Origin of the sequence: Marinobacterium iners DSM 11526, assembly GCF_900107855.1 — a bacterium.
In the GTDB taxonomy this organism is placed as follows: Bacteria; Pseudomonadota; Gammaproteobacteria; order Pseudomonadales; family Balneatricaceae; genus Marinobacterium; species Marinobacterium iners.
Genome location: NZ_FNRJ01000022.1, coordinates 1 through 13,413, shown reverse-complemented (window position 1 = coordinate 13,413; position 13,413 = coordinate 1). Strand labels below are relative to the sequence as shown.

Annotated in this window: 17 protein-coding genes; 15 read left to right on the top strand and 2 right to left on the bottom strand. The window is 54.0% G+C overall.

Annotation, left to right across the window (positions count from 1 at the left end; genetic code table 11):
• Window positions 1-60: 60 nt before the first annotated feature.
• The 10 genes from ilvC to BLV48_RS16545 all read left to right on the top strand — a co-directional run bounded on the left by ilvC (window position 61) and on the right by BLV48_RS16545 (window position 9,070).
• Window positions 61-1,128: a ketol-acid reductoisomerase gene (gene ilvC, locus BLV48_RS16590; RefSeq protein ID WP_302847920.1), complete on the top strand. Its 1,068-nt coding sequence runs from the start codon at window positions 61-63 to the stop codon at window positions 1,126-1,128.
• A 447-nt stretch (window positions 1,129-1,575) separates the two neighbouring features.
• A complete protein-coding gene (locus tag BLV48_RS16585; protein WP_091827913.1) occupies window positions 1,576-2,145 on the top strand; it encodes a protoglobin domain-containing protein in 570 nt (189 codons plus the stop codon).
• A gap of 162 nt (window positions 2,146-2,307) precedes the next feature.
• Window positions 2,308-2,880, top strand: a complete 573-nt coding sequence (locus BLV48_RS16580) for a protoglobin domain-containing protein (protein ID WP_091827912.1) — start codon at window positions 2,308-2,310, stop codon at window positions 2,878-2,880.
• A gap of 162 nt (window positions 2,881-3,042) precedes the next feature.
• Window positions 3,043-3,627 (top strand): protoglobin domain-containing protein, encoded by a 585-nt coding sequence (locus BLV48_RS16575; protein WP_091827911.1) that lies wholly within the window; start codon window positions 3,043-3,045, stop codon window positions 3,625-3,627.
• A 77-nt stretch (window positions 3,628-3,704) separates the two neighbouring features.
• Complete coding sequence (pssA, locus tag BLV48_RS16570) at window positions 3,705-4,469, top strand: CDP-diacylglycerol--serine O-phosphatidyltransferase (protein ID WP_091827910.1); 765 nt, start codon at window positions 3,705-3,707, stop codon at window positions 4,467-4,469.
• Between the two features lie 98 nt (window positions 4,470-4,567).
• A complete protein-coding gene (locus BLV48_RS16565; protein ID WP_091827909.1) occupies window positions 4,568-4,771 on the top strand; it encodes a DUF2970 domain-containing protein in 204 nt (67 codons plus the stop codon).
• Window positions 4,772-4,882: 111 nt separating this feature from the next.
• Window positions 4,883-6,031 (top strand): cytochrome c oxidase subunit II, encoded by a 1,149-nt coding sequence (gene coxB / locus BLV48_RS16560; protein ID WP_091827908.1) that lies wholly within the window; start codon window positions 4,883-4,885, stop codon window positions 6,029-6,031.
• Window positions 6,028-7,629, top strand: a complete 1,602-nt coding sequence (gene ctaD / locus BLV48_RS16555; RefSeq protein WP_175527712.1) for a cytochrome c oxidase subunit I — start codon at window positions 6,028-6,030, stop codon at window positions 7,627-7,629. The genes coxB and ctaD overlap by 4 nt, the downstream gene beginning before the upstream one ends.
• Window positions 7,626-8,189, top strand: a complete 564-nt coding sequence (locus tag BLV48_RS16550; RefSeq protein ID WP_091827907.1) for a cytochrome c oxidase assembly protein — start codon at window positions 7,626-7,628, stop codon at window positions 8,187-8,189. The genes ctaD and BLV48_RS16550 overlap by 4 nt, the downstream gene beginning before the upstream one ends.
• Window positions 8,186-9,070, top strand: a complete 885-nt coding sequence (locus tag BLV48_RS16545; protein ID WP_091827906.1) for a cytochrome c oxidase subunit 3 — start codon at window positions 8,186-8,188, stop codon at window positions 9,068-9,070. Before BLV48_RS16550 ends, BLV48_RS16545 begins: the two co-directional genes overlap by 4 nt.
• Here the strand turns inward: BLV48_RS16545 and BLV48_RS16540 are convergent.
• On the bottom strand, window positions 8,975-9,277 hold the full coding sequence (locus BLV48_RS16540; RefSeq protein WP_091827905.1) for a DUF2909 domain-containing protein: 303 nt from the start codon (window positions 9,275-9,277) through the stop codon (window positions 8,975-8,977). The genes BLV48_RS16545 and BLV48_RS16540 overlap by 96 nt on opposite strands.
• 12 nt (window positions 9,278-9,289) lie before the next feature.
• Between BLV48_RS16540 and BLV48_RS16535 the strand changes: the two genes are divergently transcribed.
• From BLV48_RS16535 to BLV48_RS16515, 5 genes are all read left to right on the top strand, one after another.
• Window positions 9,290-10,024 (top strand): SURF1 family protein, encoded by a 735-nt coding sequence (locus BLV48_RS16535; protein ID WP_175527711.1) that lies wholly within the window; start codon window positions 9,290-9,292, stop codon window positions 10,022-10,024.
• Complete coding sequence (locus BLV48_RS16530; protein WP_091827903.1) at window positions 10,014-10,460, top strand: hypothetical protein; 447 nt, start codon at window positions 10,014-10,016, stop codon at window positions 10,458-10,460. The genes BLV48_RS16535 and BLV48_RS16530 overlap by 11 nt, the downstream gene beginning before the upstream one ends.
• Window positions 10,457-11,461, top strand: a complete 1,005-nt coding sequence (locus BLV48_RS16525) for a COX15/CtaA family protein (RefSeq protein WP_091827902.1) — start codon at window positions 10,457-10,459, stop codon at window positions 11,459-11,461. The genes BLV48_RS16530 and BLV48_RS16525 overlap by 4 nt, the downstream gene beginning before the upstream one ends.
• Window positions 11,436-12,341 carry a heme o synthase gene (cyoE, locus tag BLV48_RS16520; protein ID WP_091827901.1) on the top strand — a complete coding sequence of 302 codons (906 nt, stop codon included), beginning with the start codon at window positions 11,436-11,438 and terminating at the stop codon, window positions 12,339-12,341. Before BLV48_RS16525 ends, cyoE begins: the two co-directional genes overlap by 26 nt.
• 96 nt (window positions 12,342-12,437) lie before the next feature.
• A complete protein-coding gene (locus BLV48_RS16515) occupies window positions 12,438-13,043 on the top strand; it encodes a Yip1 family protein (protein WP_091827900.1) in 606 nt (201 codons plus the stop codon).
• A 166-nt stretch (window positions 13,044-13,209) separates the two neighbouring features.
• On the opposite strand, the gene BLV48_RS19245 is transcribed toward BLV48_RS16515, so the two are convergent.
• The coding region (locus BLV48_RS19245; RefSeq protein WP_217633044.1) for a hypothetical protein at window positions 13,210-13,413 on the bottom strand (204 nt) is incomplete at its 5' end.

Genomic DNA, 13,413 nt, shown 5'->3' with positions numbered 1-13,413 from the left:
CAAATATATCATTTTACGCAATGATTCCTATCCCTTAATGTAGGCGCCATTGCTATAGTCATCACGGCTAGATGCACCCAATCACTCCATTCAAGTCAAAGGATCAGAACCATGCAGGTTTATTACGATAAAGACTGTGATCTCTCCATCATCCAGGGCAAGAAAGTTGCCATCATCGGCTACGGCTCTCAGGGCCACGCTCATGCGTGCAACCTGCACGATTCCGGCGTTGATGTGACCGTTGGCCTGCGTGCCGGCTCTTCTTCCCGTGCCAAGGCTGAAGCCCACGGCCTGAAAGTGGCTGACGTGGCTGACGCCGTTGCCGCTGCCGATCTGGTGATGATCCTGACTCCGGACGAATTCCAGGGCCAGCTGTACAAGGCCGAGATCGAGCCGAACATCAAGCAGGGCGCTACTCTGGCCTTCGCTCACGGCTTCTCCATCCACTACAACCAGATCGAGCCGCGCAAGGATCTGGACGTGATCATGGTTGCTCCGAAGGCACCGGGTCACACCGTGCGTAACGAATTCGTCAAGGGCGGCGGTATCCCTGACCTGATCGCGATCTTCCAGGATGCGTCCGGCAACGCCAAGAATGTTGCTCTGTCTTACGCTTCAGGCGTAGGCGGCGGTCGTACCGGCATCATCGAAACCACTTTCAAGGACGAGACTGAAACCGACCTGTTCGGTGAACAGGCTGTTCTGTGTGGCGGCTGTGTTGAGCTGGTCAAGGCCGGTTTCGAGACTCTGGTTGAAGCTGGCTACGCGCCGGAAATGGCTTACTTCGAATGTCTGCACGAACTGAAACTGATCGTGGACCTGATGTACGAAGGCGGCATCGCCAACATGAACTACTCTATCTCCAACAATGCCGAGTACGGTGAATACGTAACCGGCCCTGAGGTGATCAACGAAGAATCACGTCAGGCGATGCGTAACGCGCTTAAGCGCATCCAGGATGGCGAGTACGCCAAGATGTTCATCAGCGAAGGTGCGACTAACTACCCGTCCATGACGGCCCGTCGTCGCAACAACGCTGCTCACCCGATCGAGCAGACCGGTGAGAAACTGCGTGCAATGATGCCGTGGATCGCTGCCAACAAGCTGGTCGACAAAGAAAAGAACTGATCCCGCATTTGGTTGTGTGATTAGATCAACTGCCGGGCTTTGCCCGGCAGTTTTGTTTCGGCGCTGCGGTGCTCACCAACGGTGCTGCTTGCACCGGTTTGACGCAAAAGCTGAACTGCCTTCTCTTCTTTCTGCTGCAATATCCCTGTCATCCTTGATAACCATAATTCCCGCAGGGTTTTGGCACGGCATCTGCTTGTGTCACCCATGCGTAATAAAGTGACAGGCCCAGCCTTGCTTGGGCTTTGTTCGTATTACGCCAAAGTATTAGAGGAAGAACCACTTTTCTTGATCCAGGTCGTGAAGTGGATTCCGGAAACTTGAACTCCGGTATGGGCGTGCTATGAATGGCTTCACTAATAAAAATAAAACGCTTGGTAGTGCGCCCCGGCCCTTAGGCTGTAACCGGATGTGCTTGTGCTACCAACAGTCAAGGATGCGTCCATCATGAGTAATGTCGATTTTTCCGTTCTGTGTGAGCAGGCGAAGGCCTATGCCGGGTTTGAGCCGCAAGATGAACTGATCCTGGTTCAGGAGGCCTCCAGGCTACAGCCACACTTCTCCGCCATCACCGATGCCTTTTACGCCGAGTTGCAAACCATTCCAGAAGCCCTGCCATTTCTGGAGGGGCGTGTCGATACTTTGAAAACCACCCATACTGCATGGCTCAGCAAGGTTTTTACCGGCCCTTACGATGCCGATTTTGCTGCCTATATGCACCATGTTGGCGTGGTGCATGTGCAGGTGAAGCTGCCTGAGAAGTTCATGACCAGTGGTATCGGACTGATCAGCAAACACCTCATTCCGTTGTTGCCTGAAATCTATGCCAATGATGTGGGTAAAATCGGTCAGGTACTCAAGGCGCTCAACGCCGCTACCAGTTTTTGCCTGTTGATCATGCTGGAATCATACCGCGGTCATGAACTGGAGCGTTTCATGGAGGTAACCGGCATCAGTCGAGTGCTCTACAATAATTTGGCGGCCGCCTATCGCAGCCATCATGGCCATGCGGCCTGAGTTGAATCGAACTCCCCCTGTATCCGTCACCCGGCGCCTGTATTCATCCACCGCTGGGTGATCCTTAAGTGATAGACGTTTCGAACCATAACAAGTCAAAATCAGCCTTTTCTGGAAAGGACTCTGCCACTGTGTGCCGGGTCCATTGCAAGGATGTGTTTAATGCGACAAATCGATTTTTCCCACCTGAATCAACAGGCTAAGCTGTTTGCCGGCTTTGATGCTCAGGATGAGCATGAATTATCACGTGCTCTGCCTCAGTTGATGGCAGAGCTGGACTTCGTGACGGATGCCTTTTATGCGGAACTGGCCGGGATCCCCGAAGCAATGCCCTTCCTTGAAGGGCGACTGGATGCGCTGAAAGCGACTCATCGGAAGTGGCTTGAAAAGATATTTACTGGTCCCTATGACGATGAATTTGCCGCGTACATGCATAAGGTGGGTGTTGTTCATGTACAGGTGCGCCTGCCTGAGCGCTTTATGGCCAGTGGCATTGGATTGATCAGCAAACACCTTATTCCTGTATTGGCACAGCAGTTCCGTGATGACCCGGAACGCTTGGGTACGCTGATGAAAGCCGTGAACGGTGTTACGGTGTACTGCCTGATCATCATGCAGGTTTCCTATCGCGAACACGAACTGGAACGGTTTATGGATGTGACCGGGATCAGCGAAGCGCTCTATGCCAACTTGTCGGCAGCTTATCGCAAGAAAACAGGTGTGTCGTCAGACTGAGTCAAAGCGACATGCAAGTGAGGCATTGATTGTTTTCTTTAAATAACAGTGGCCTGTATTAGTTTAGCAAACCTTGATATTTGTGGTTGGCGTGAGAAAATAGCGCCCCTTTCGAGGGTCGCCGGGAGTGACCCTGAGCCAACACATGCAAGGACGTACCTGATGAGCCAGACAGATTTTGCCACCCTGTGCCAGCGTGGGAAGCTGAATTCCGGGTTTGATTCTGAAGACGAAAAGCTGCTGATTCAGGAGGGAGGCCGGCTGCTTCCCTACTTGGCGGAGGTGACCGAAAAATTCTATGACGAATTGCAGCAGATACCGGCGGCAGTGCCTTATCTTGAAGGTCGCGTCGAAGGGCTTAAAGCGACTCACTTGGCTTGGCTGCAAACCATTTTCAGTGGTCCCTACGATGCGAATTTTGCCGCCAGTATGCACAAAGTGGGGGAGGTACATGTCCAGGTCAAGTTACCGGTCGAGTTCATGGCCAGTGGTACCCTGCTGATTAAGAAACATCTGGTACCGATCCTGACACAGGTTTATGCCGGTGATGCCCTGCGTATGGGGTTGATGATGAAAGCGGTTAACGGTGTAACGGGGTTCTGCCTGATCATCATGCAGGAGTCCTATCAGAGCTCCTTGCTGGCACAGGAATTGGATAAATTCATGGCGATTACCGGTATCAGCCGGGCGTTGTTTAATAATCTTGCCAATGCCTACAAGGATGATGGTGGGGCTGGGATGGTCTGATCTTCTCGGGGCGTTGGGTTTGGCCCTTGCTGTCGGGTAGAATGAGGCTTCCGGTTACACCAAAGAGGCAGCCTTGAATGAGTGATCAGCAACAATCGCCGAGAGATGAGAGTGAGCATCAAGACAACAGTGCCCAGCGTCACCGTGGTGTTTACCTGTTGCCAAACCTGTTTACCACCGGCGCCCTGTTTTCGGGTTTTTATGCCATCGTTGCTGGGATGAACGGACAGTTCATACCTGCTTCCATTGCCATATTTGTTTCCATGCTGCTTGATGGGCTGGATGGGCGAGTGGCTCGCATGACCAATACTCAAAGCGCATTCGGTGCCGAATATGACTCGCTGGCCGACATGGTCTCCTTTGGAGTGGCGCCGGCGCTGGTAGCGTATAACTGGTTGCTGTTCGATCTTGGCAAACTGGGCTTTTTTGCCGCGTTCGTATTTGCGGCGGGTGGTGCATTGCGGCTGGCGCGTTTCAATACTCAGATCGGTTCGGTCGACAAGCGCTATTTCATCGGTTTGCCAAGTCCTGCTGCGGCAGCGGTCGTGGCTGGGCTTGTCTGGACGTGTGCTGAATACGAGCTCGACATGAGTGGTACCGCCTATCTGGTGGCGTTCTATGTGGCGCTGTGCGGTGTATTGATGGTCAGTAACGTGCTGTATTACAGCTTCAAGGATATTGACTTCAAGGGCAAGGTACCGTTCTGGATTCTGGCGGTGATCGCGCTGGTTCTGGGGGTCATTTCGATCAGTACTTCTACTTTCCTCTGGTTGCTGTTCCTGCTGTATGCCCTTTCTGGACCACTGCTGTGGTGCTGGCGCCGCTTTAAACATCGCCACTGATTCTTAAAACGGGCTTCGGCCCGTTTTTGCCATCTGCTCTTCACCATCACTGGCCGTTTGGTGTATTTGTCAGCTATACCTCAATTGAGGTGATTACCATGGCAAACAAGCCTGATTGGCTGCAGGCGTTGCTGAGCGTGCTGGCAGCCTTCTTTGGTGTGCAGTCTGAACGTAATCGTGAGCATGATTTCAGCCAGGGGCGCCCGCTGCATTATGTCCTGGCGGGCCTGCTCTTGGCGCTGGTGTTTGTGCTGGGTGTGATCCTGCTGGTGTGGTGGGTGCTCAGTCTGGCGGGTGTTTGACTCAGATCATTGCGCTTGCGATTTTTTCAGGGCTGCTATACTCCAGTTACCGGATCGCCTGTCGGGCAGCATGATGAGCCTGGCCGCAGGCCAAGACGGGGAGGCCTGGAGATGGGACTTAGAATAATAAAAACCATCGGCTCAGGGGTTGGATTGGCGCTGCTGGCACCTGCATCTTTGCGTGCGGAATGGGGGCTCAATCTTACACCCGGTGTCACGGATGTCAGCCGTTCGGTATATGACCTTCACATGACAATCTTCTGGATCTGTGTCGCCATAGCACTGGTGGTGTTTGGTGTCATGTTCTGGTCGATCTTTCATCACCGCAAGTCGCGAGGGGCCAAGGCCCACCACTTTCATGAAAATACACTGGTTGAAGTAATCTGGACGTTGATACCGGTACTGATACTGGTTGGTATGGCTGTTCCTGCAACTGCCACCCTGATCAAAATGTACGATCCGTCCGAAGCTGAACTGGATGTGCAGATTACCGGCTATCAGTGGAAGTGGCGTTACGACTATCTGGATCATGAGCTGAGCTTCTTCAGCAACATGTCGACCCCGCGTGAACAGATCACCAATGTCGCTGAAAAGCAGGAAAACTATCTGCTTGAGGTTGACCGACATCTGGTGTTGCCGGTGGACACCAAGATCCGATTTCTGCTGACCGCCAACGATGTTATCCACAGCTGGTGGGTGCCTGCGTTGGCCGTCAAGAAGGATGCCATTCCCGGTTTTATCAATGAGGCCTGGACCATCATTGATGAGCCGGGTATCTACCGGGGGCAGTGTGCCGAGCTTTGTGGGCAGGATCATGGCTTCATGCCAATAGTGGTCGAAGCGGTCAGCAAAGAAGACTTTGATGTCTGGCTGATGGCGGCTCGGGCAGAAAAAGAGGCTCAGGTTCAGGCTGCTGAGCGCAGCTGGACACTGGATGAGTTGATGCAGCAGGGCGAGCAGGTGTATCTGCAGGCCTGCGCGGCCTGTCACCTGCCGAGCGGTGAGGGGGTGCCGGGTGCATTCCCTGCCCTGAAGGGCAGTCCAGTCGCATTGGGTGATGTGTCTGCACATATCGATATCGTGCTGAACGGCAAGGCGGGTACCGCCATGCAGGCGTTTCGTGATCAGCTCAGCACCGTTCAACTGGCCGCTGTGATCACCTATGAGCGTAATGCCTGGGGCAACAGCTTGGGTGAGGCGGTATCACCGGCTCAGATCTCGCGCTTGTTGCAGTCGGCCGATGGGGAGGGGGAGCAATGAGTACGCTTGATACCACTCTGGAAACGCATTCAGATGAGCATCATGGCCCTGCCAGTGGTCTCGGGCGCTGGTTGTTTACCACCAACCATAAAGATATCGGCTCCATGTACCTCTGGTTCAGCCTCTTGATGTTTCTGGTGGGTGGCTCCATGGCGCTGATGATCCGCGCCGAACTGTTCCAGCCGGGGCTGCAACTGGTGGAACCGGGCTTCTTCAATCAGATGACCACCATGCACGGGCTGATCATGGTGTTTGGGGCGGTGATGCCGGCGTTTGTGGGGCTGGCCAACTGGATGATACCGATGATGATCGGTGCCCCGGACATGGCGCTGCCGCGAATGAATAACTGGAGCTTCTGGATCCTGCCATTTGCGTTCGCCATGCTGATCTCGACCCTGTTTATGACGGGAGGCGCGCCAAACTTCGGCTGGACCTTCTATGCACCACTGTCGACGACCTATGCCCCGCCGAGCGTGACCTACTTCATCTTCGCCATTCACATGATGGGAATCAGTTCGATCATGGGCGCGATTAACATCATTGCGACGATTCTCAACATGCGGGCGCCGGGCATGGCGATGATGAAACTGCCACTGTTCTGTTGGACCTGGTTGATCACCGCTTTCCTGCTGATTGCGGTCATGCCGGTGCTGGCGGGGGTGGTAACCATGATGTTGATGGATATCCATTTTGGCACCAGTTTCTTTGATGCTGGTGGCGGTGGGGATCCGGTGCTGTTTCAGCATGTGTTCTGGTTCTTCGGTCATCCCGAGGTCTACATCATGATTTTGCCGGCCTTCGGCATTATCAGCCAGATCATTCCCGCCTTTGCTCGCAAGCGTCTGTTTGGCTACGCCTCCATGGTATATGCCACCGCTTCGATCGCGATACTGTCGTTTCTGGTTTGGGCGCACCACATGTTCACGGTCGGTATTCCGCTGGCCGGTGAACTGTTCTTCATGTATGCCACCATGTTGATCGCAGTGCCTACCGGGGTGAAGGTGTTTAATTGGGTGGCTACCATGTTCCGCGGCTCGATGACCTTCGAAACGCCAATGCTGTTCGCGCTGGCATTTGTAGTGCTGTTTACCATCGGCGGTTTTTCGGGGTTGATGCTGGCGATCGCACCGGTGGATTTCCAGTACCACGATACCTACTTTGTGGTGGCTCACTTCCATTATGTGCTGGTACCGGGGGCCGTTTTTGCCATTATGGCAGGTGTCTACTACTGGTTGCCGAAGTGGACTGGTCACATGCTGGATGAGCGCATGGGTCGGTTTCACTTCTGGCTGAGCTTCATTGGCGTCAATATCACCTTCTTTCCCATGCACTTCATCGGGCTGGCCGGCATGCCACGCCGCATACCGGATTACGCACTGCAGTTTGCCGACTTCAATATGGTGGCCTCGGTGGGTGCCTTTCTGTTTGGCCTGTCACAGTTGATCTTTGTCTGGAACGTGATCGCCTGTGTACGCGGTGGCCGCAAGGCTGAAGCCAGAGCCTGGGAAGGTGCCGAAGGGCTGGAGTGGGAAGTGCCATCACCGGCGCCTTACCATACCTTTGCCGAGCCGCCGAAACTGCCGGAGTCGCTGCGATGAGCCCGCAAGCAGCCAATCGCAGGCTGGTAAGGCGGCTGGTATTGGGTTGTGTGCTGATGTTCGGTTTTGGCTTTGCGCTGGTCCCTTTGTATGACGTGTTTTGTGAAGTGACGGGGCTAAACGGAAAGATTACCAATACCGGCCCGGTTGCGGCATCGGAAGCGGATACCAGTCGAGAGATCAGGGTGAGATTGATTGCGGTTCATAACGAGGCAATGCCCTGGAAATTCGGGCCGCAGCAGAATCTGATTCTCACCCACCCGGGAGAGATGAAGCAGACAGCCTTTATGGCAACCAACCCGACCGGCCGGCGTATGGTGGCGCAAGCTATCCCGTCGGTTGCTCCTGCAGAGGCTGCGCGCTATCTGCATAAGGTGAACTGCTTCTGTTTTGAGCAGCAGGTCCTTCAGTCTGGTGAATCGGTCGAAATGCCGCTGCTGTTTGTGGTCGACAAGAACCTGCCGGAGCATATTCGCTCGCTGACCTTGTCCTACACCCTGTTTGATATCTCGCCGGCGATTTCATCAACAGAGCAGGTTGAAAAGGAGCAATCGTTATGAGCAGTTCAACCTATTACGTGCCTGAGCAAAGTCGCTGGCCGATTTTGGCATCCATTGCACTTTTCCTGTTGGCCTATGGTGCCGGTACCCTGATGAATGCGTTGAGTGCGCAGCAGGGAGGTGGGCTTGGCGTCGCGCTGTTGTTGGCGGGGGCGTTGATGATGGGGCTGATTCTGGTGGGATGGTTCGGCAATGTGATTCATGAAAGCCGCAGCGGGCTGTATTCCGAGCAGATGGACCGTTCCTTTCGCTGGGGTATGAGCTGGTTCATCTTCTCGGAAGTGATGTTCTTTGCCGCGTTTTTTGGCGCTCTTTTCTACGTGCGTGTGCTGGCGCTTCCCTGGTTGGGAGGTGAAGGTGACAAGGGGGTAACCGAGCTGCTCTGGCCCGGGTTTGTGGCAGAATGGCCCCTGCTCAACCCGCCCGACAGTGCGCGTTATCCCGGACCTGAAGCTGTCATCAGCCCCTGGCACATACCGCTGCTCAACACCTGCCTGCTGGTGACGTCCAGCTTTACTCTGACACTGGCACACAAGGCCCTGTTGCGAGACGAGCTGATTATGGTGCGCCGCTGGATGACACTGACAATTCTGTTGGGTCTGATTTTTATCGGCTTCCAGGCTTATGAATATGTGCATGCGTATCAGGAGTTGGGACTGACGCTGCAGTCCGGTGTTTACGGTGCCACCTTCTTTATTCTGACCGGCTTCCACGGTCTGCATGTCACCTTGGGTACGCTGATGTTGATGATCATTCTGGGGCGCGTGGTATTGGGTCATTTCAGCTCACGCCAGCACTTCGGTTTTGAAGCGGTGGCCTGGTACTGGCATTTTGTGGATGTGGTCTGGATTGGGCTGTTCCTGTTTGTGTATGTGCTCTGAGCTCTGCCAGGGAGCATGTGAGCGAAGACGGCCGCTGCTGAAACCGTAGACCAGAAGCAGTATCAGCAATACGCTGAAAATGACACGCCAAAGCAGGCGATTGGCCGTGGTGCCATCGGCTGAAGGTCGTCGAAGCAGAGACCAAAGACTGCTGAACAGTGCGATCAATATGGCAATAAACAGCAGGACGATCAGAAGATGCAACATGGAAATTTCCTTATGTCTGATCAACCAAGTAAAGCGGATAGCCCCGCTGCATTCAAATATCTGCGCTGGCTGTTGGCGCTGCTCGGTGTTCCGTTGCTGTTTGGTCTGGGCTACTGGCAGCTGCAGCGTGCCGAACAAAAGCAGATTTGGCTCGATCAGCAGGCCGTTGAGCCGATGACGCGTGCAGCCACTGCGCTCAGGCAGCTTGAACGCCAGGCGTGGGTGCCGGTACGACTGGAGGTTGAGCTGTTGCCATATCGTATTTTTCTGCTGGATAACCGTACCCTTAATGGGCGTGTGGGCTACGAAGTGATCGTTCCGATGCGCGTCGATGAGGGCTCCTTGTGGCTGGCCAGTTTGGGGTGGGTTGAAGCGCCATCCCATCGAGACCGGTTGCCTGCCTTGCAACTTGAACAACAACGCATACAGGTCGATGGGGTGCTGGCTCATCCAACCGGGTCGATGACGCTGGCAGACCTGCCCGCTGAAGTAGGCTGGCCACGACGAATTCAATCCGTCGATCTGGAGCAGATCAGGCAGGCTTTGGAGATGGAAGTTGAGGCGGTCATGCTGCACCTCAAGACGCCAGTGAGTGATCAAATCACGCCAAGGAACGCTATTCATCAAGGAGTCAGTCCACAGCGGCATCAGGGCTATGCAGTGCAGTGGTTTGCGCTGGCCATCACATTGCTGCTCTGGCTGTTCTGGGCGGCTCGACATGGCAGGAGGCAGGGCGATGGCAAGTAATAGGTGCACTTTCTGGGCTATCTGGGCATTGGGCATGTTGCCAGTGTTGCTGGCCGTGGCGGTATATACCACAGGCGTCGGTATACCGAATGAACAGGTGAATACTGGCAGGTTGTTGCAGCCGGCAGTGCCGCTGCAGCAATGGGGCGGGCAGGCTGACCGCTTTACGCGTCATTGGTCGTTGCTGCTGGTGCACCGGGGTGGGTGTGACCATGGATGCTTGCGGCAGGAGGAAAGGCTTAAACGTATACATGATGCTTTGGGTCGGGATGCTGATCGCTTTCGGGTAAGAATGGAGGCTTCAGACGCATTGGCGCCAGGTGTTTGGGTTGTTGATCCGTTGGGCAATCTGGTACTGCATTACGGACAAGCCTATGAGGGCAAGGCAGTGCTGACTGATTTGCGACGACTGCTGAAAGCATCGAGGCTGGGATGAGTGCACTGAAGCTGGTAAGAAGCGCGATAGTACTGGCGTTGATTGTTGTGCTGCTGGGCGGCTGGACACGGCTGAATGACGCAGGCCTTGGCTGTCCCGACTGGCCGGGATGTTATGGAACGTGGGTGTTGCCATCAGATCATGTTGAGCTGGCTCAGGGCTATCCAGGAGTTGTGATTGATCTACGCAAAGGCTGGATCGAAATGATACATCGGTATGCGGCCGCTTGTCTGGGACTCGTTGTACTGATGCTGGCAGTCATCGCACTGAAAAATCGCACGGTGACAGGGTATCCGTCGAAGCTGTCGCTGCTGTTGCTGGGGCTAGTAGTATTGCAGGGGCTGTTTGGAATGTGGACCGTCACATTGAAGCTGTTACCGGTCATAGTGACGCTGCACCTGATGGGTGGTCTTGCGACATTGACGCTGCTGGTACTGCTGGAACAGCGATTGAGTCATTTTTACAACCCACAAGCTCAACCAACAGGGGGTCATATGGGAACACGCATACTGCTGTTCTGCCTGTTCCTGCAGCTGCTGTTAGGTGGCTGGACCAGTACCAATTATGCCGGCTGGGCCTGCAGCGATTGGTTGTTGTGCAATTCAGATGAAACAGTTGGATACGACTTTTCAACCGGGCTTAATCCTTTCATGGCCATAGGGCCCAACTACGAAGGTGGGCTGCTGGATGCTCCGGCAAGAGCGGCCATTCAGGTTTCACATCGCTTGGGGGCGTTACTGCTTATAGTGGTGTCGTGTTGGGTTGCGCTGTCGCTTTGGCGAAGGAGGTATCTGCGCTTTCATATCACGTTGTTTCTGGCTGCGCTGGGTGTGCAGGCGCTGCTGGGTATTGCCAATATTGTATGGATGTTGCCACTCGGGCTGGCAGTTGCACATCACGCGGTAGCCGTGTTGCTGTTGTTGTTGGCGCTGAATCTGCACGACCGGGCGAGAAGTCCGGTAATGGAGGCAAATCATGAGTATCGTGTCGTTTGCGGGTAATACCGTTTCAGATGCTGGCTGGAGAGACTATCTGGCGCTATGCAAGCTGAAAGTTGTCGCCGTAATGTTGCTGACATTGGTGGTTGGTTTCTGTCTGGCTGAACCCGGAATGCCATCGCTGCCATTGCTGCTGATAACCAGCATGGGAGTCGGGCTAGCTGCAGCCTCGGCAGCGGCGGTCAACCATGTTCTGGATCACAATATCGATCGTTGTATGGCAAGGACCGCGCGACGACCGCTACCGCAGGGGCGAGTCAGTCCGGGTAATGCACTGCTGTTCGCTGCGGTTATTGGCTGCATCGGGCTGTTACTGCTGGCCACATTGGTGAACCCGCTTACGGCGGGTCTGACACTGGCATCACTTATCGGCTATGCCATTGTATATACAGCTGTTCTGAAACGAGCCACACCGCAGAATATTGTGATTGGTGGCGTTGCGGGTGCGGCTCCACCGTTGCTGGGTTGGACGGCCGTAACAGGCTCGCTGGACTCGCAGGCATTATTGTTGATGCTGATTATTTTTGCCTGGACACCACCTCATTTCTGGGCGCTGTGTATTGCTAGAAAGGATGACTATGCCCGTGCCGGAGTGCCGATGCTCCCCAATACCCATGGTGAGTCCTATACACGGCTGCAAATTCTGCTGTACACAATACTCACAGCAGTGGTGACATTGCTGCCGTTTATTAATGGTATGAGCGGACTTATCTATCTGGCAGGGGTCAGTATCATCAACTACCGCTTCATTGCCTGGGCTGTACGATTGAATATTTCACGTAATCCGGGCGATCCGATGAAAATGTTTCGTTACAGCATTGTGTACATCATGTGGCTGTTTGCCATACTGCTTGTAGACCATTATTGGCAGCTATTCGTATAACGGTTGTGGAGAAAGTAACGCGAACGGATTCGGGCTGAATCAATACAATAAAAATTGTAGCCCGGGGCCAACCCGGACTGCGAGGAGGATAGTGATATGTTCCTGCAGCACATGATGGGGGTGTTCTATCACCCGAAGCAGGAGTGGCGCTCGATACGCAAAGAGCATTACTCGGCGATGCATGTATTTCTTGCCCAAATAAGTGTACTGGCAGCAATACCCGCCGTGTCACTTTTCATTGGTACCACTCAAGTTGGCTGGAGTCTGGGAGGGTCAGAGTTTGTCAAATTGAGTGTGGCCAGCGCGTTACCGGCAGCACTCGCATTTTATGTGGCAATGTGGGTGGCTGTCGGTTTCATTGCCTGGTCCATTCACTGGATGGAGAAAACCTATGGTGGGAATGTAAGCTATGAAGAATGCTTGGTGCTGACAACCTTCACCGCGACACCACTTTTTCTGTCGGGTCTTGCAGGCCTCTACCCGATGCTTTGGTTCAACGTGATTGTTGGCATGATGGCATTAGCCTATACAATCTATCTGTTATACACGGGCGTACCGGAAATCATGCAAATTCCGGAAGAGCGCGCATTTTTCTTTGCCACTTCAATTCTAACGGTTGGAATCTGTGTGTTGGTTGGGTTGCTCGCGGCAACCGCCATTCTATGGGGCACGTTTGTGCCACTTACCTATACCGCCGGTTAGGACGCTTCCAGTACATGAGCAACAGGCGCCCTGGCGCCTGTTGTTGTTTTGGGGTCGGGCAATGCCGGTTTTCATCTTTCTGAAACTTTTTTACACGCAGGTGTTGACTCCCTCAGTGGTGTCTGTAGAATTCGCCTCCTCGCTTGAGACGCCCACCGGAAACGGTTCAGGGCAGATCGATTGAGCAAGTGGTAAGATGTTGAATTAAGTGGTTTTTTGGTTCATTATTACGCTTCTTGAGTGACTGCCGAATCGTTGTTTGAGTGCTCAGCACTGAAACAGAAAACGAAAAAACGGTTGACACTGAAACGGGTTGCGGTAGAATACGCGCCTCGCTTGAGACAACAGGTTGCACCGAACGGTGCGGTTG